Here is a 17,735-nt window from a genome sequence, read left to right as displayed (position 1 = left end):
AACCGTGATTTATAAATGAAGTAATTAAACCTATGGACAAAGTTACAAGGCTCAACCTCTACAACATGAGTATCGGCGATGACCGCCGGTTCGGCGTCCGAGATTTCAAGGATGTGTGTTCGGCGAGGGCCACGGCCTCGCAGTGTACCGCCATACTCCGCGACAGATTTTTCTCGGTAGAGGCAAAGGACTGGGAGAAGTCCGGCAGCATCCTCGTGAGCTGCCGCCGACAGATACTCAAGTAACCATTAAAACCCATTAAAACCCTTCAAATATGGAAACCAAGAAATTAAGAACCCTCCTTCATCTGGTGACAGCCGTGCTCGGCTTCATCTGCTTCATCCTGCTTTGCGATGAAGCTCCGGAACTCTCTGTGTCGGCGTTCGCCGTCGACAAGCTTATGGGCCTGATGGCCTTGTGTGGTTGTTTCATCGCCGGAAGGCATATAGGCTGGTCATGAGACTCAGAGGACATAAGGCGCTGGCGGAGTTCTTCGGGGTAAGTCTCCGCACCGTCACCAAGTGGCGCGCCGAGGGAGTGATCGATGATGCCCTGATAGTGAACCATGGCCGCATACTCATCTACGACACCGACAAGGTCGAGGAATGTCTCCGCCGGAAGAAACAATGCAAGGACGGGTATGCCAGAGGCCTCTACAAGAGATAACTGTTTGCAAGTCTGCTACGAAAATTTTGTTAGAGTTGTTCTGATTATTCCTTTCTGCTAATATCATCACGTATTGTTTAGCAATCAATTGGGTTAACGCAAGAATGTTAATAGTTAGAAACGAGCCATGCCACCTGTGAAGGCCGCATGGCACAAGCTCCCGAAACCGCTGCGGAAATGCCGCGCAGCTGATAACAGGCCAAATAGGTTGCAGGGTCGCACCTGCCGGGAGCGCCATAACAACAATAAACAACAATATCCTATGAAGAAACAATACCAAAACTCGGTGGACCGCGAGCATGGGAATTACCGTATACTCGCGTCGCTGTGCGAATGTGGCGCGGGAGTCGACATATGGACGGTGCAGGTGCGCGGCCCCTTCGGCATATGGTGCAACGTGAAGCGGTTCGAGTCGGAGGCCTCTGTCGATGTCACAGACCCCGGCACTCCCCTCGATGATGTATACCGGGGCTGCTGGTCACCGGAACACATCGCCGCCGTGGAACTCTTTGAGTCACTGATTAACGATTAACGATTAAAGATCAAAGATTAAAGGTTAGTGATAAACGATTAAAGATTAAAGATTAATAATATGGGTATAGATGTAAATGTGAATGTGAACTTCTCACCGTTGCGGATAGAGCTCGTTCAGAACATGCAGGCAGCTGCACAAGCTGCACAGGCAGCACAAGCTGTACAAGCTCCGGCACAAGCTGTACAAGCTCCGGCACAAGCTGACCATGTTCGGACAGAGACAGAGACAGAGACAGAGCCGGAAGCGGCTCCCAAGCCGAAGAGGGAGCCGGCACCGCTGCCGGAAGCCCCCAAGGCGGTGGAGACGCCGGAGGAGGCGGTGAAGAAACTTCTGCAGGGGTTCGGCATACCTGCTGTCAAAGAGGACCGTACAGAGGACCAGCAGAAGATGGCCAAGGCTATGAACCGCGGCCTCAAAGAACTTATCCAGATGGTGACCCACAACGGCGCCGCCCGCTCGATAGCCGACCTTCGTACCGACGACCAGAAGGCGGAGTTTGTGAAGCTGGCCATGCTCATGGAGTATGATGCCGCCACGAAGTCCTTCATCTCAAATCCTTTCTGATACTTTTCATCATGGCTAAGGATAAAAAAGATGCAGAGAAGCGGGCGCACGCGGTGTTGACGCCGTCGTCGGCGTCGCGGTGGCTGCGCTGCACGCCCTCGGCGGTGGCGGAGTCGAAGGTCACCGACCAGGGCAGCGTCTATGCCGCCGAGGGGACGCTGGCCCATGCCTTGTGTGCTGAAGAGCTGCTCCGCCGGATGGGGCGCCCCGTGGATGACGTGGAGAAAGAGATTGCCGACCTATGCAAGATCCAGGGCGAGCCCGACGAATACATGGTGACCTGCGCCCAGGAATACGCCGAGCATGTGTGGGGCAGCTACCTTGACCTTCTGGAAGCGGACGAGGATACGGAGATACATGTGGAGACGCCGCTCGACCTTGACAGCTATGCCCCCGGCAGTTTCGGCACTGCCGACGCTGTTGTTGTGGGGCGTGATGTGCTGCACATCTTCGACTTCAAGTATGGCAAGGGCGTGGAGGTATCGGCTGTGGGTAATCCTCAGATGCGTCTCTACGCCCTCGGGGCGCTGGATGAGTTCGGCATAAGCCGGAGCATAAAAACGGTGTGTATGACCATCTGGCAGCCCCGTATCGGCAATGTGTCCACCGACGAGATAACGGTGGAGGAGCTTGACAGTTGGGCCGACACGTACCTGAAGCCGCTGGCGGCTGTGGCCGCGCTGGGATTGGGTGCCCGTGAGGCTGGCTCGCACTGCCGCTTCTGCAAGGTGTCGTCGGGATGTCCGGCGCTCGACAGGGTAGCGCTGGCCGCGTCGCTATATGATGTCGACAGCAGCGATCCCGACGGGCTGGCCCGTACCGCCCTCCCGTTGGTGGAGCCGCTGTCGCTGTGGATAGAGAACGTCAAGAGCCGTGCCATGGCGTGGCTCCTCGAAGGCACGAAGGTACCCGGCTACAAGGTTGTCAACGGCAGGTCGACGCGCAAGGTGTCGGACCCCGTGAAGCTCCGCACGGCGCTCATCGAGGCCGGTTGGGACGATGACGCGGTGATGAAGCCCAGGGAGCTGCAGACCATAACAGCCCTCGAGAAGCTCGTGGGCAAGAAGAAGTTTGCCGAGCTGTCGGCGGAATGTGTCGTCAAGGCACCGGGCAAACCTACCGTTGTGCCCGACACCGACAAGCGCCAGACCTATCAGGACATCAACCCGTTCGCGGAGATAGAATTTTAAAGAAACACCAACCAATAAAATTATAAGTTATGCCAGCAAAATTCAAGCCCGTGGTAAAGGGCACCAAAGTATTTGTACAGGGGCGCATCGCCTATCAGCACCTCACGCAGCCCTATGCGGCCAAGCCGGACGACAAGCCTGCATATTCCTGCTGCGTGATAGTCAGCAGGGAGGATGGCGCCGTGGTGGAGAAAGCTGTCGCCGCGTTCCGTGAGACACCGGAAGCCTCAGGAGTATGGGGAGGAAAGAGGCCCTCCACCTTCAAGCAGCTCATCCATGACGGCGACGAGCGCGAGGATGCAGCCTTCAAAGGGCGCAAGTACTTCAACTGCAAGAGCTACCGACCCGTGTCGGTGCAGAACCGCGACAAGCTCCCCATCGTCAACGAGTCGGAGATATACTCAGGCATGTGGGGGATAGTGTGCCTCAACATCTACGCCTATAACAATGCCGGCGGCAAGGGCGTGGCCTTAGGCCTGGCGGCGGTTCTCAAGACCGCCGACGACACGGCCTTCACAGGCTCCGACGGGTCAAACTCCTTCAACGACATTGACGTCCCCGCCGCCGATGACGACGACGACGACATCTGTTAATCGTTCATCGTTAATCGTTAATCACTGAATTCCGCGCATGACACGCAAAATAACCATCTACACCGGCAAGTCGCGGAAGTCATCGCTGTGGGCTTGTGAGGCTCTGGGCTGGGAAGAGCTCAGGGAGAGGCTTCTCGCGTTCCGTGTCACCGGCGAAACCCTCGACGAGTACCTGCAGATGAGCAGGGAAAGGCAGACCGATGTGAAGGATGTCGGCGGCTATGTCGCCGGCATCCTCCGCGACGGCATCCGCAAGAAGGCCAACATGGAGCTGCGCTCGATGGTGACCCTCGACTACGACGGCTGGGACGCCTCGCTGATGGAGTCGCTCAGGGAGAAGTTTCCGGGCGTCTGCTGGCTTGTGCATTCCACCCACAAGCACCGTCCGGAGGCACAGCGGGTGCGGGTGGTTATGCCGCTGTCGCGCGACCTCGACCCCGAGACCTACGAGGCCGTGGCGCGGATGGTGGCCGCTACCATCGGTATGACGGGCATAGACCGCACCACCTTCGAGCCGTCGAGGATGATGTTTTTCCCGTCGCGGCCTGTAGACGCGGAGTATGTGGCCGACAGCAACGACGCCGACGACTACCTCGACCCAGACAGGGTGCTGGAGCTCTATGCCGACGACTGGCAGGACCCCAAGTACTGGCCGCGTACCGACGATGAGGAGAATCTTTTCAAGCTCGCCGGCTGCGGCGACCAGGACCCGCGGGCGCTGGAGATATGGAGCCGCTATGCCAATGCCGGCGGCAAAGGAACCGACAAGGGGAGCGGCATGGAGGACCCGACGGGGAAGAAGGGTATCGTCGGGGCCTTCTGCCGCTCCTTCTCCATCTCGCAGGCCATAGCCACGTTCCTGCCGAATGTCTATACCCCTTACCGCAACGGGCGGTACACCTATGCCGCGGGCACCACCCATGGCGGCGCCGTGACATATCAGGACACATGGCTCTACTCCAACCATGCCACCGACCCGATACAGGGACGGGAGGTCAACGCCTTCGACCTTGTGAGGCTGCATCTGTACGGCAGTCAGGACACGGGGAGCAGGGTTAAGGATGTGACGCGGCTGCCGAGCTTCGAGGCCATGACGCGCATGGCGGCGCAACGCCCCGAGGTGCGCCGCGAACTCGCCAGGGAGGCGGCGGAACGCGGCCGCGACGCCTTCGCCGACATAACCCTCCCGACTGACACATCCGATACAACCGCCATATCCGATACAACCGGCCCCTCCTGGGACGACATATACGCCGGATGTCTCGACCGCAAAGGGAACTTCGATCCGGTGAGCGACAACATCATGAAGGTGCTGCTCTATCATCCCGACCTGCGTGGCAAGCTGCGTTACAACAGCTTCACGGGGCGGCTGGAGATTACGGGGACACCCTTCGGGACACGGCGCGACGACAATGACAGCCAGTTCGGCGACAACGACCGCGCGGCGGTGCGCCGATGGCTCGAGAGGTGCTACGGCGTCAAGTCGGTGAAGAGCGTCGACGACGCCCTCTGCGGCGTGGAGGACATGTCGAAGTATCATCCGGTACTCGACTACCTCGACAGCCTTGAATGGGACGGAGTGCCGCGGCTGGCGGGTCTGTTCACAGTGACGCTGGGCGCCGAGGATACGGAGCTTAACCGCTGGCTGGCCAAGGCTCTGCTGGTGTCGGCGGTGGCAAGGGTCAACGCGCCGGGCGTGAAGTATGATCTGTGTATCACACTGTATGGTCCGGAGGGGTGCGGCAAGTCGACGCTGCTGGCAAAGCTGGGCGGCGAATGGTTTTCCGACTCGGCGCTGCCTATCGGCAACAAGGATGCCATGATCAACATCCGCGGCGTGCTGATCTATGAAGTCGGCGAGATGTCGAGCATCAACAACGCCGATCTCGACACGGTGAAGAACTTCCTGACCTCCACGCACGACAAGTACCGCTCGCCCTATGGGCGTGACACGGTGTCGGTGCCGCGTCAGACGGTGTTCACGGCCACGACCAACGACCACTACTGCCTGCGCGGGTATGGCGACAACCGGCGCTTTCCGGTGGTGACGTGCGTGCCGGCGAACATTAAGGTCAATAGCTGGGACTATGTGGACCGATGGCGCGACCAGCTGTGGGCGGAGGCAGTGACGTTGTACCGCAACGGGTTCCGGCTCTACATGCCCGACGAGATAGCCAAGGCGGCTCTGGCGAAAGCCAAGGAGCACAACTTCGACATCAGCGACCCGATGTTTGAGGTTATCGACGAGTATCTGGAGAAGCCGTTGCCGGACGACTGGCCACGACTTTCCAGAGCGCAGCGGAAGCAGTTCATCCAGGGTACGATGTTTATAGCCGATGCAAGCGAGCCACGTACACAAGTATGCCTCAAGGAGCTGCTGACGGAGTGTATGAACCTCCGGGAAGGGAGCCGTGAATATTCGGCGGCGGGGCGCATGATCGCCAAGTATATGGACAAGTGTCATCCGGAGTGGAAGAAAGTGGGACATATACCGACTGACGCCATTTATGGGCGTGGTAAAGGCTGGGTGAAAGAAGTGGGAAGGGATGAAAGCTATGATATTGTCTAAAGTGGCACCGTATTTTAGTAATTTTCGGTGCCACCTTAAGAAGCTGAAAACCAATATATTAACCCCAAGTGGCACCAGTGGCACCGTAATTTCTTATAAAGCAAAAAACGAAAAATGCAAATATGAGGCAATATATTACATGTAATTATACAAACTAGTATTTTATTTATATAGGATTTCGGTGCCTTTCAGTGCCACATCGGTGTAACTGGCTGAAATTCAGCAAATAAGGGTGGCACCGGAAATGAAGCCGTTACGGTGCCACTTCAGGACCAACCAAACAAAGCAACCAAACAAAACGAAGGTATGAAGAGAGAGAATTTAGAGAAGGAGCAAGAGACCGTCGCACAGGCGACGTTGTTTTCTGACTGGGATTTTGAAGCGCCCCGGCCTGAGCGGGTGAAAAGAACGGCAGGGTTAGGGATGAGGAAGGACTTCAACAATTATGAGCAGTTCCTTGACAAGTTCCGGCATAAGCATACCAGCGATGACTGTTTTACCCCTCCCTTGGTCTATGAGGCGATAAAGGGATGGGTCGACAAGAATCTGATGTCGCTGGAGGGCGTGGAGATATGCCGCCCCTTCTGTCCCGACGGCGATTATGAAAATTATGATTATCCCGGCAACTGCCTGGTGCTTGATAATCCCCCCTTCTCGATATTGGCGAAAATCCGGAAGTTCTATCATGATAACGGGATAAGATATTTCCTCTTTGCCCCCTCTCTGACTTTATGCTCATGTTTAATAGGCACTGAAACATTTGTGGTTTGCGGCTATAATATCACCTATGAAAACGGCGCGAAAATTCCCACAAGCTTTGTGACCAACATTCCGTGTGATGACAGGCTGATCGTATCGGGCACACTGGCCCAGAGGATAAAGGAAGCCGAAATCCAAGCCAAGAAGGAGACACCGAAATGGACCCCTCCTGTGTATGTGTACCCCTCAAATGTCACCTCTGCGGCGTTGTTGCAGAAAATATCCAATAAGAGCTGCGGCATAGACCTCCGCATCCCCACCGATGAATGCGAATATATAAAAAGACTGGATTCTCAGAAGGCTCATAAGAAAACTATTTTCGGTGCCGGGTGGCTACTCTCGGACAGAGCGGCAGCGGCAGCAGCAGTGGCAGCAGCGACAGCGGCAGCAGCAGCGGCAGCAGCGGCAGCAGCAGCGGCAGCAGCGGCAGCAGCAGCGGCAGAGGCAGAACATATTGAATGGAAGCTTAGTGACAGGGAAAGGGAGATAATCAGCCGACTAAATGAGAGTGCAAATAAAGATTGATACAGTACCTTAAAAACTGAGAGATATGACAAAGACAAAATCCCTGCAGGCGCGGGAATACGCCGAGAAGAAAATTCCCGAATTGCTTCTGACCATAGAGAAAGCACCGTGGCCTAAAACGCGAGAGATATTAGCCAAAGCCTACACAGACGGCTGCGCCGCCGCAGAGCAGTCCATGACGGACAGCGAAGCGACCGTCATTCAAGGTTGGGTGGCTATTGATGAAGCATACGGAGAGGCTTTCCTGCATGAAAAGAAGCCTATCCTTAAAAATCAGCCAATAGCGGATACTGGAGATTATAATTGCGTTTGGCATAGCGATAGTAAGACGTACCTGCTTGACGCAGGATTATTCCCCGATATGGATTGCGAGTCTGAACCGCGAGAGGTAGAGATAACCATTAAACCGAAGAAGCGATGAGCGAGCCTAAAACGAAGTTGACAACGGCTTATGTGAAACTCAAATTCGACGACGTAATCCATGCGATTACAAACATAAGGACATTCGCCAACGGAGAGAAACTATACTTCCTTGACGACGGCAGTGTGTATAGCGCAAAAGACTTGGAGTTCAATCAGCCAATCCCCGAATCCGACATCCGCATATCGGTGGCGCATCTGAGGGAGATACTTGAAGAACTTGCTTCTGTCCGAGGTGTCGTGAATGAGAGTGTTGACGAAATTATTAACCGAGTAAAGAAAGAAATATGACAATAGAAGAAAAAGCTACGGCGTATGCGGAATCAAGAATCACCGTAAAGTGTCCACGCCTTGACAAGCTCATAACACCAAACGAAAAGCGAATAGAGCGATTCGATGGTTACGACATTGAGCAAGCATACGAGGATGGCGCCACCGAAGCACTCGCCTCGCAGTGGCGCAGCGTGGAGGAGCTGCCGGAAGAGAACGTATACTTACTGGTACGTTGCTCTGACGTTTACTACCCTGAGATATGCTGTTGTCTCGCATGTTTCTTACACGGGGGATGGGTCTTTTTTGATGATTTTTATCGCGGGTGCACAGTATCGCACTGGATGCCTATCCCTCCCCTTTTAACAACAAAAAACCAAGAGAAGCAGATATGAAATTCTCAGAACTGTATGAAAAATGGCATGCCGAAAAGATTTTAGAGATAAAACCAAGCACGAAGGCATTGCATGCTATGCATTGGAGAATGCTGTCGGCTGCCATCGCGGAGAAAGACATATCAGACTTCGGGCGCACGGAAGCAAAATTATTGCTTTATGAAATGCTGGAGGCCGGGTTATCTCCAAAGACAGCCAAAGACCGCATGGCATTTGTGAAACAGATGTTGTTGTTTGCGGCCACGACGCTTGAGGCGAAAATAAAGCCTACCGACTGGAGACTCAAATATCCCCAGGGGACTCCGCGGGAAATTAAATCTTTTACCGAGGCTGAGATGCTGAGGATCGTACGATATGCTGAAGAGGAAATAAAAACGGGACGGGTATCGGTTTTGCCGGTGGCGATGTCTATCATGACGGGAATGCGCATTGGTGAGACTCTTGCATTACGATGGGGCGATATTGACTGGACTCACAACATAATCATCGTGCGGAGGAATGTCGTCAAAGCATACGATCCGGAAACAAAGACAGAGAGATATTTTGTCGGATCCCCGAAGACGAAGCAAGGTTATCGTGAAATTCCGATGCTTCCGGTTCTTCGCCGTATATTGCGGGAAATCGGAGGTAAAACGCCGGATATAGGCAATTATGTAGTCGGCAACTCAGGCAATCCCACAGGACACGGTTCTGTCCGTGACTCATACTCTCGATTCTTGAAGCGACACAGATTGCCCTCAATCAATTTTCATGGATTGAGGCATACTTATGCGACATTGCTTGTGGCGAGCGGGGGAGATGTGAAGACGATATCAACTTTGTTGGGTCATTCCAAAGTTTCACTGACCTTAGATCTCTACGTTCATCCGACCCTCGAATCCAAGCGAAAAACGATGAATAAAGCATTCAGAAAACTGAGAATATATGACGCCGACGCGCCCGCCGACTTCACCCCTAAAACAGAGAAAGATTAAGGCATCGAAATCGACGCCTTTGACATACAGAACAAATAATCAATCTAAAACACGATGATGATGGACGAGAAAAACACCCTCGCGTACCTTCTCCACAAAGAGCTGCTCAAAACAGCAGAGAAGTTTTGCATGAAGCATCCCCATGCCGATAAGGATGTAATCCTCGGTGGCGGAAACCTGTATATAGCGGGATTTCTGGTAAACGCGCCGAACAAACAGAAGGCATATGAGACGCTTGACTCATGTGTGGAAATAATGCGTAACGCCATTGCCATTACGCCGGACCATTTCTTCGGTGGCCGCAACGGCGACCATGTACGGGTCAAAGACTCTCGAGGAGACGGTTGACGAGTTCGTTGCGCGACACTCCGGCACCCTCGGCGGCAAGCTGAAGCTTCCGAGCCGCGTCGGGCGTGATGGTGAACGATACCCTTACAGATTTGGAATCGACGCTGGCTTTGCGCCCGGCACCTGCACGGCGACCCCCGCGTCCCGGTTTCTTTTCTCTCTCTTGCATAAGGATGATGGTTTTATTAACTTTGCATATCCAAAAGCCGAAAGTAGGGGAGGTTTCTCTCCTCCCCTGAAGTTCAGAATCGTTATTCAATCGTGATTTTGAACTTCCACACTTTGAAAATCAGTTTGAGAGTTGCTTTCATCGTGCTTTCGGTTTTTGGTTTTTTCTTCCAAGTCTATCGGTCGGAAGATTCACCGTCGCGGTTTCTCTTAACCGCACTACAAAGTTTGTGAAATTATTTGAATTATGCAAGATATGATTCAAATAATTTCACTTTTTTACTTCAAAAAATAAATACTTTGTCATGGCGGATCACAGACACAGCGAGACGAGCGAGAAGGCACTGGAGCGATACCTTGTGGACAGGGCACACGAATACGGCGCCCGTGCCCTGAAATATTTCAACGCCAACAATTCCGGATACCCCGACAGGCTTTTAGTGTTCAAGGGGGGTTATGTATGCTGGTGCGAGCTGAAGAGCCTCGGCGATCGTCCACGCCCTTTGCAGAGCTACCGCATATCAGTACTCCGTGAGATGGGGCATCATGTCTATGTGGTCGACTCGAAAGAGAAGATCGACAGGATGCTGGCGAAAGAAGACAGAGAGGCGCAGAGCCGATGGAAAGCGCTGAAGGCTTTAAAGCGCGAGGAGTCATGAGGTTTGTACCGCACAACTATCAGAAGGCGGCCATCACCTGGGTGCGGCAGCATCCCCATTGCGGCCTTTTCATGGAGATGGGTCTCGGCAAATCGGTATGTACGCTGACAGCCATACAGAACCTTATCGACGACCTCGCGATAGGACGGGTGTTGGTTGTGGCTCCCAAGAAGGTTGCGGAGACCACATGGAGCGACGAGGCGGCGAAGTGGGATCATCTGGAGCTACGGGTGTCGGTGGTGAAGGGGACGGCGGCGCAGCGCCGTGCGGCCCTTGCCGCCGATGCCGACATCTACGTGCTGGGCCGCGACTCGGTGGTATGGCTCGAAAGCCTCAAGGCCGGCAAGGAGCGTCCCCGCTTCGACATGATAGTGCTCGACGAGCTTACCTCCTTCAAGCACTCTACGAGTCAGCGGTTCAAGGCTATGCGGCGTCTGCGCCGTGAAGCTGTCAGGGTGGTGGGGCTCACCGGCACGCCGACACCCAACGGGCTTCTCGACCTCTGGGGGCAGATGTGTTGCATCGACGGCGGGGAACGCCTCGGAAAGTTCGTGACACATTACAGGGCGCGTTATTTCGACTCGGTGATACACAACAACATCCCGATAAAGATATGGCCCAAGAAAGGAGCTGAGGAGGCTATTCTTGAAAAGATATCCGACATCTGTTTCACGATGCGTGCGGCCGACTACCTGGAGCTGCCGCCGATGGTGATACACGACAGGCGCGTGGACATCGGCGAGAAGGCGGCCAAAGGTTACAGAGCCTTCGAGCGTGACAGGGTGGCGGAGTTCAATGCCGCCGGCCTCAAGGGCACGGTGACCGCCGACAGTGCCGCATCGCTTGTAAACAAGCTGGCGCAATATGCCAACGGGTGCGTGTATGACGAGGAGCACGGGGAACATGAGATACATGATGCCAAGATATCCGCATTGCTTGAGATTGTGGAGATGGCTGCATCTCCGGTGCTGTGCTTCTATGCCTATAAGCACGACCTCAGGCGAATCCTGGAGCATGTGCCGAAAGGGGTAAGGGTCCGGTCGTACACCGGACCTGAAGACCTGCGCGACTGGAACGCCGGCAAGATAGACCTGCTGCTGGCGCATCCGGCGTCGACAGCTTACGGATTGAACATGCAGCAGGGTGGCCATGTGGCTGTATGGTTCTCCACGGGGTGGAACCTGGAGCAGTACCAGCAGGCCAACGCACGGCTCCACAGGCAGGGTCAGAAGATGCCTGTGGCTGTCTACAATCTCATAGCGTCGGGCACGGTGGATGAACGTATGGCCGAGGCTCTGAGAGGGAAGGGGGAGACTCAGGCAGGCGTGGTGAAAAAACTTGCACTCGACATAGCGGCGGCCCAAGGTTGAACGGGGCTTATTGGTTATCTTTGCAACATGGCGAAGATACCTGTGAGGACAGTGCATGTAAGGCTTGACGAGCGCAGCTATGCGGCGTTGTCGGAGCTGTCGGCACGTTGCGGTTTCGCCTATCCGGCGCAGCTGGCGCGTGCGCTGATTGGGCTGCTGGCCGACGGGTGCGCCGCCGCCGACTCCGGCGTGCCGGATGATACCGGACTGGCACGGATGTTCGGCGACTTCGCCGATTGGCAGAGGTCACCCGAAAGGGTGTTCGCTCCTTCGTTCAGAAGAAGGGAATGATGGTTGACGATGGCAAGAGACAGGAACTATTCGAAATTATTGAACAGTTCACGGTGGCGTAAGCTCCGTGCCGAGGTGCTTGCGGATCATCCGTTCTGTGCCGACTGTGCACTGCAGGGGCGTGCCGTGTTTGCCTCGGAGGTGCATCACATCATCCCCATAGAGAGTGCGAAAGGTAGCGGCGAGCAGGCGCGGCTGGCATACAGCCGCAGCAATCTGGTGGGGCTCTGCACGGCCTGCCATAAGGAGCGGCACAGGAGGTTAGGGAGCGCGACCAAGGAGGAGAAGCGGCGGCGCGACCGCGACCTCATTAGGGCGTACGAGTTGAAATGGTTCGGCGAAGAGACCCCCGGGGGTGATTCTTTAAAGCCGGGGGGAGGTCGTTAAACCTCGCCCCCCACCTTTCCGCGTGTGCGAGTCGAAAATTTGAAAATTCGGCATTTCCGGATAATAACCGTAATATTATGCAAAATATTTAACAACTATGGCAGAAAGCGAGAAACCGCTTGAAAAATATCGCCGACGTATTGTCAAGGCCATGAAGGCCAGCGGCATCTACAGCCCCAACCTCGGAATCCAGATAAACAACCTTGCGCGATCGCTGTGGGTGCTCGACAGGATACAGGCTGACATGCAGGCGGATGATTTCACGCTGGTGGTGATGAAAACGACGCGCGACGGCGAGCAGCCCATGGAGCATCCGCTGATGAAGATGCTCGACAGGACGCAGAACCAGGTTAACCGACAGATGCGGCAGCTCAAGCTGACGGTCGAGGACATAGTGGGCGCGCCGGAACTGCCTGATGGGGTTGACGAGATGTATAAGGAAATCGAAAAAGTGCGATAGGTATGAGATACATAGGGAGCTTTGCCGACATCTACGGGCGCGTGGTGACGGTCGAGATAGAGAACGATGAGCCTGGAGCCGACATCCGGCTGGATACGGGCGGCATCAGGTTCGACACTGCGGGGGTGACCACGGAGACGAGTTACAACGACGAGTACGACACGCTGATGCGCGAGAGCTGTACGGTGAAGCTGGTTGTCGACAGCCCGATATTCGCGCTGTATTCGCGTGGCGTGCTCGACAACCGCATCCGCGTCACGCGCGACGGCGAGCCTATATTCACGGGGTATGTGGAGCCGCAGGCTTACACACAGCCCTTCGTGAAGGTGCGCGATACGCTGGAGGTCTGCTGTATCGACGTGTTCTCGGCGCTGCAGTACTGTCTGTGGGGAGATGTGGCGGCACCTGGTGTGATATGGGAGGAGGAGCGCGTAAAGGCAGGTCCCGAGACTGTCGGCGACATACTCCGCACCGTGTTCGGCAAGACAGCCCCCGATATGGCGGTGAACATCACCTCCGACCTCCTTACCGCCGACCAGTCGACGAGTATAGCGGATGGCGTGATGATCGACACGTCGGTATTCTTCGGCGACGACGAGGAGAGCACATGGACCCTCGAGGAGGTGGCCGATGCCGTGCTCACATACTTCAACCTCCGTGCCTGTGTGGCCGGTGACCATATAGAGGTATACCACCCCGACACTTTGGGTACCGCCGACGAGAAGACGATAGACAGGTCGACGACATGGGATGCCACTCATACCATCGACATCATGGAGACCTACAACCGCCTCAAGCTGACATGCGAGCGCATGGAGACGGAGGAGGTGATACCTCAGCCGCTGGAGGATGGTGCGCTCATGCCCATGTTTCCGTATCCCGAACTGATCACCACGGAATATTGGGCATACGGGGCATTCGATTTTCTGCGTATCGCCGGCTTCGGAGGCTCTGCATGGAACGAGCAGGTGATTTACAAGGGTGGCGAAATCAACCATTGGTTCCGTGTGATGAAGGCAAACGGATGGAAGATGCGCAACCGTTACGGGATGTATACGGGCGGCGAGAGTCAGCGGGAGCTGGTGAACGGCGTACAGGACTCCCACGGGGCTTTGTTCATGGAGGTGACGACAGGCAAGGATGAATATGACAGCCAGAACAATGCCATTCCCGACAAGGCCGACGAGGGGCGATACCTGGTGATAGGTGTCGGGGGCTTCGGCAAAAACGGAGAGACGTATCTCAACAATATGGGACAGTGCATAAAGTCGGCGATGCCGTGCGCCACCTACGAGGGCGTGACGGCCACGCTGTCGCCATCGGACGATGAGACAACGCGGTATATAGTGTTCGACGGCTCCATCCGGCTTAATCCGCGACACAACCCCGGTTTATCTTATGACCAGCTGGCCACCAAGGTGCATGTGGTTCCCGATGGCAACGGCAACCCGTTGCTAAGCTGGGACGACATATCACAGTGCATGGAGGACTATGACACTTCCAAGGAGGATGCGAAGGCCGCGGTCGACGGCGAAGAGGGAAAGCGCTACTACACCCGCCGCTACTGGCACACCGACACACCCGGAGGGGAACCGGAGAATATCGACGGCATCACCGTGCCCGACTATGGCATCAACCCTATGGAGGATGACGACTTCTTCTCCCGGTACGAGTACAAGTACAGCGCCCATGGAGACGGCAACGACCGGATGCGCAAGCTGCCGCTGCTGAGCTGCATGCTGATAGTCGGCGACAAATGCGTGGTGGAGTCGAAGCATACCGGCGAGATCGACGATTACCGATGGGTGAAGTACAAGACGCTCGCGGAGTGCAAGGATGAGGACGAGTACTATGCACAGTCGTTCATCCTGGGCGTCGACCCTAAAATCGGCGACAAGATAATAGGCCCGAGCCGCGACATCACCAACAACATACACTATTCCCTGCATCTGGGCGTGAAGGGTACGGCCATACCTGTGCGAGCCTCGGACAATGTGGGCGGTCCGGTGAAGTTCATGATTCTGGGACCCTACAACGCCATATGGGACGATATCACGCGCGTGCATCCCACGCTGTTCCGGCATACGCAGTGGAGCACCAATCCGGTGCCGCTGCTGAGCCATGTGTCGGCGATATGGATAAAGGATTTCAACGTGAAGATAGTGAGCGACAACGCCTTCAGGGATGTGGAGGATGGCGACCTGGTATATGTCTCTGACACCGACGAGGAGTATGTCAACCGGAAGGACGACCTCAATTTCCGGTTCTGCAGCGCGTTGACGCCTGAGGAGCGCACCGCGTTGAAGGTGCGCGACATGGTATGCCGCAACACACCCATAGACGTGACCACGGGCAACGGGCTGCTGGAGATTTACGACGCGTTGCGCGACGTGACGGGGAAGCCGGAACAGCTGTATCTCGACTGGCACTGGCGCAAGAGCCACCGTGCACGCGTAACGCTCACACACGGCATGAAGGACATCGGGGGACAGCTCGACAGGTTCATCTGCTATCGTCACGGAGCGTTGCCCGACAAACGGCTGCTTGTCGACGGCATAAGCCGCAACCTTCGTGAGGGGAGCGCCACGGTACAGCTCACCGAGGAGTAAACCATGACAGATGAGGAGCGCATACGGCTCATAGCGGCGAAGGAGGCGGTGTCGGCCCGGCTAATGGGTGTAGACATTGCCACATACCATCTCGACGATACCGACCCGAGGCTGGAGGAATATTGTCGGGAAGTGGCGACTCATCCCGAGCGGCACAACCTGTGGGAGCAGCTGGCGGTGGAGCGATTCTTCGGGATGGTGCGCCGCTATGGCATCGACTCTAAGGGAGTGCGGCGCTTTTTCCGGTTCTACGAGCTTCTGTGGCTTCCCGGCAAGAAGGGGCTGACGCATTACCGGCTCACTCCGGTGCAGACATTTCAGTTCGCGTCGGTGTTCGCCTTCCGTCGTGCGGACGGGCGTCGGGTGGTGAGGGAGTGTGTGCTGTATGTGCCGAGGAAGTTTTCCAAGACCACGGGCACGGCAGCCTTCGCCCTCCATGACCTCTTTTTCGGCGACGACAACGCGGAGATATACATCGGAGCCAACTCCCAGGATCAGGCGCGCAAGTGCTTCGATGTGGTGCGCGGCGCGGTGGGGAAGCTCGACACGCGGGGGCGCCGTTTCTACATCAACAGGGAGGAGATAAGGCCGCGGGCACGCAACAGCCGGCAGGCCTTTGCCCAATGCCTCACCGCCAATGCCCGCACAAAGGATGGTCTCAACGCCTCGACGGTGATCATGGACGAGTTCAGCCAGGCGCGCGACTCGGAGCTGCTGACCGTGCTCACCACGTCGATGGGCGTGCGTGAAGAGCCGCTGACGGTGATAATCACCACGGCATCCGATGTGTTTGACGGCCCTTTCTACGCCATGCTCCAGGGATACAAGGAGGTATTGCTGGGAGGCATCGAGGATGATACACTGTTTGCACATCTCTTCGAGCCGGATATCGACGACAAGGAGGATGACCCTGCCACATGGGCCAAGGTGCATCCGCATCTCGGCGTGACGATACAGCCCGACTATTACGAGAAGGAGTACACTAAGGCGCAGCGCAACGGCGCCGAGGCGATGCTGGCCTTCCGCACGAAGCTGCTCAACGTGTACGCCGAGAACGAGAAGCAGAGCTGGATCCCTGCGGCGAAAGCGCGTGAGGTGGCACGCAAGGCCACGGTGGAGGGTATCGTCGGGAAACCGGAAGCGATGGCCGCCATAGACCTGTCGGTGCGTGGCGACTTCTCGGCGGTGACGGTGGGATTCTACGACCGTCAGCACAACTCTTTCGGCTATATCACCGACTACTTCTTTCCGGAGGGGGCATTGTCGGGACATGTCAACGAGCGGCTGTACCGCAAGTGGGCCTCAGAGGGGTATCTGCGGCTTTTGCCGGGCGAAGTGATAGACTACAACCTAATCGTGGAACACGTGCTCAAAATCGCCGACAAGACCAACCTCATGCGCATCGGGTATGACTCTTACAAGGCGCGTGACGTGGTGAACATGCTGGCGACCATCGGGGGCGCCGACTCGGTGGTGGGCGTGAGTCAGACAAAGGGGAATTTCAATGCCGCCGTGGAGAGCTTCGAGCACGGCATATGGACGGGCAAGATCTGGATCAACGACAATCCCATCAATTATTACTGTTTCGGCAATGCCATACTCGTGGAGGACAATATGGAGAACAAGAAGCCGGAGAAGCGTGTGGAGACACAGCGCATCGACGGCGTGATCACAATGCTGATGTGCCACCGCCTCTTCCTCGACGAAGTACAGTGACACCCGAATTTTTTTTGAAAATTCTTGTAAATAATCGCCGAAAAATTTGGCAGATAGTAGAAATATAGCTACCTTTGCAATGTCAAGCAAGAACAACATGAATAAGTACAAGGTAAAGGAAGTTCTGAGAATGCTTGAAGAGGACGGATGGATTCTCATCACAGTCAAAGGAGACCACCGACAGTTCAAGCATCCTTTCAAAAAAGGGAAAGTAACAGTGAGAGGAAAACCAAGTGAAACGCTGAGTCAATTTTTGTTGAACAGTAT

At 55.6% G+C, this 17,735-nt stretch carries 23 protein-coding genes; 21 read left to right on the top strand and 2 right to left on the bottom strand.

Features of this window, described 5'->3' with window-relative positions:
• The first annotated feature begins 32 nt into the window (after positions 1-32).
• From QZ303_RS09565 to QZ303_RS09505, 13 genes are all read left to right on the top strand, one after another.
• Complete coding sequence (locus QZ303_RS09565; RefSeq protein ID WP_290456568.1) at positions 33-245, top strand: hypothetical protein; 213 nt, start codon at positions 33-35, stop codon at positions 243-245.
• Positions 246-274: 29 nt separating this feature from the next.
• Positions 275-460 carry a hypothetical protein gene (locus QZ303_RS09560; RefSeq protein ID WP_290456571.1) on the top strand — a complete coding sequence of 62 codons (186 nt, stop codon included), beginning with the start codon at positions 275-277 and terminating at the stop codon, positions 458-460.
• Positions 457-666 carry a DUF3853 family protein gene (locus QZ303_RS09555; protein ID WP_290456573.1) on the top strand — a complete coding sequence of 70 codons (210 nt, stop codon included), beginning with the start codon at positions 457-459 and terminating at the stop codon, positions 664-666. Before QZ303_RS09560 ends, QZ303_RS09555 begins: the two co-directional genes overlap by 4 nt.
• 262 nt (positions 667-928) lie before the next feature.
• Positions 929-1,198, top strand: coding sequence for a hypothetical protein (locus QZ303_RS09550; protein ID WP_295732159.1), 270 nt, complete (start codon positions 929-931; stop codon positions 1,196-1,198).
• Between the two features lie 60 nt (positions 1,199-1,258).
• Positions 1,259-1,765: a hypothetical protein gene (locus tag QZ303_RS09545; protein ID WP_290456576.1), complete on the top strand. Its 507-nt coding sequence runs from the start codon at positions 1,259-1,261 to the stop codon at positions 1,763-1,765.
• A gap of 11 nt (positions 1,766-1,776) precedes the next feature.
• Entirely contained in the window at positions 1,777-2,955 is a 1,179-nt protein-coding gene (locus QZ303_RS09540; RefSeq protein WP_290456578.1) for a DUF2800 domain-containing protein, read from the top strand.
• A gap of 29 nt (positions 2,956-2,984) precedes the next feature.
• Complete coding sequence (locus QZ303_RS09535; RefSeq protein ID WP_290456580.1) at positions 2,985-3,548, top strand: ssDNA-binding protein; 564 nt, start codon at positions 2,985-2,987, stop codon at positions 3,546-3,548.
• A 37-nt stretch (positions 3,549-3,585) separates the two neighbouring features.
• Positions 3,586-6,117 (top strand): virulence-associated E family protein, encoded by a 2,532-nt coding sequence (locus QZ303_RS09530; protein ID WP_290456582.1) that lies wholly within the window; start codon positions 3,586-3,588, stop codon positions 6,115-6,117.
• Positions 6,118-6,423: 306 nt separating this feature from the next.
• Complete coding sequence (locus QZ303_RS09525; protein ID WP_290456503.1) at positions 6,424-7,401, top strand: hypothetical protein; 978 nt, start codon at positions 6,424-6,426, stop codon at positions 7,399-7,401.
• A gap of 25 nt (positions 7,402-7,426) precedes the next feature.
• A complete protein-coding gene (locus tag QZ303_RS09520; protein WP_290456504.1) occupies positions 7,427-7,822 on the top strand; it encodes a hypothetical protein in 396 nt (131 codons plus the stop codon).
• A gap of 32 nt (positions 7,823-7,854) precedes the next feature.
• Complete coding sequence (locus QZ303_RS09515) at positions 7,855-8,112, top strand: hypothetical protein (RefSeq protein ID WP_295732153.1); 258 nt, start codon at positions 7,855-7,857, stop codon at positions 8,110-8,112.
• A gap of 370 nt (positions 8,113-8,482) precedes the next feature.
• On the top strand, positions 8,483-9,460 hold the full coding sequence (locus tag QZ303_RS09510; RefSeq protein ID WP_290456510.1) for a site-specific integrase: 978 nt from the start codon (positions 8,483-8,485) through the stop codon (positions 9,458-9,460).
• Between the two features lie 60 nt (positions 9,461-9,520).
• Positions 9,521-9,808, top strand: coding sequence for a hypothetical protein (locus tag QZ303_RS09505; protein ID WP_295732151.1), 288 nt, complete (start codon positions 9,521-9,523; stop codon positions 9,806-9,808).
• On the opposite strand, the gene QZ303_RS09500 is transcribed toward QZ303_RS09505, so the two are convergent.
• Complete coding sequence (locus tag QZ303_RS09500; RefSeq protein WP_290456513.1) at positions 9,783-9,977, bottom strand: ribbon-helix-helix protein, CopG family; 195 nt, start codon at positions 9,975-9,977, stop codon at positions 9,783-9,785. The genes QZ303_RS09505 and QZ303_RS09500 overlap by 26 nt on opposite strands.
• A 304-nt stretch (positions 9,978-10,281) precedes the next feature.
• Between QZ303_RS09500 and QZ303_RS09495 the strand changes: the two genes are divergently transcribed.
• From QZ303_RS09495 to QZ303_RS09485, 3 genes are read left to right on the top strand one after another with little or no spacing between them, the layout of a single operon-like run.
• The gene (locus QZ303_RS09495) at positions 10,282-10,635 is read left to right on the top strand and encodes a VRR-NUC domain-containing protein (protein WP_290456515.1); all 354 of its coding nucleotides are present in this window, start codon (positions 10,282-10,284) and stop codon (positions 10,633-10,635) included.
• Positions 10,632-12,005, top strand: a complete 1,374-nt coding sequence (locus QZ303_RS09490) for a DEAD/DEAH box helicase (RefSeq protein ID WP_290456516.1) — start codon at positions 10,632-10,634, stop codon at positions 12,003-12,005. The genes QZ303_RS09495 and QZ303_RS09490 overlap by 4 nt, the downstream gene beginning before the upstream one ends.
• 27 nt (positions 12,006-12,032) lie before the next feature.
• A complete protein-coding gene (locus QZ303_RS09485) occupies positions 12,033-12,296 on the top strand; it encodes a hypothetical protein (RefSeq protein ID WP_290456517.1) in 264 nt (87 codons plus the stop codon).
• A gap of 48 nt (positions 12,297-12,344) precedes the next feature.
• Here the strand turns inward: QZ303_RS09485 and QZ303_RS09480 are convergent, their stop codons facing one another.
• Entirely contained in the window at positions 12,345-12,539 is a 195-nt protein-coding gene (locus QZ303_RS09480) for a hypothetical protein (protein WP_295732148.1), read from the bottom strand.
• Here QZ303_RS09480 and QZ303_RS10630 point away from each other — a divergent pair.
• The 5 genes from QZ303_RS10630 to QZ303_RS09460 form a co-directional block, all read left to right on the top strand.
• Entirely contained in the window at positions 12,447-12,683 is a 237-nt protein-coding gene (locus QZ303_RS10630) for a hypothetical protein (RefSeq protein WP_367268131.1), read from the top strand. The two genes, QZ303_RS09480 and QZ303_RS10630, sit on opposite strands and share 93 nt — an antisense overlap.
• 97 nt (positions 12,684-12,780) lie before the next feature.
• On the top strand, positions 12,781-13,143 hold the full coding sequence (locus tag QZ303_RS09475) for a P27 family phage terminase small subunit (RefSeq protein WP_290456519.1): 363 nt from the start codon (positions 12,781-12,783) through the stop codon (positions 13,141-13,143).
• A 2-nt stretch (positions 13,144-13,145) separates the two neighbouring features.
• Positions 13,146-15,752, top strand: a complete 2,607-nt coding sequence (locus QZ303_RS09470; RefSeq protein ID WP_290456521.1) for a hypothetical protein — start codon at positions 13,146-13,148, stop codon at positions 15,750-15,752.
• Positions 15,753-15,755: 3 nt separating this feature from the next.
• A complete protein-coding gene (locus tag QZ303_RS09465) occupies positions 15,756-17,468 on the top strand; it encodes a terminase TerL endonuclease subunit (RefSeq protein WP_295732143.1) in 1,713 nt (570 codons plus the stop codon).
• Between the two features lie 79 nt (positions 17,469-17,547).
• Positions 17,548-17,735 (top strand): type II toxin-antitoxin system HicA family toxin (locus QZ303_RS09460; RefSeq protein ID WP_295732140.1); only part of this gene is annotated, 188 nt, incomplete at its 3' end.

The organism is uncultured Muribaculum sp. (assembly GCF_910583865.1).
Classification (GTDB): domain Bacteria; phylum Bacteroidota; class Bacteroidia; order Bacteroidales; family Muribaculaceae; genus Muribaculum.
Note: the sequence above shows the minus strand (reverse complement) of the source record. Positions and strands in the feature narration are given on the sequence as shown.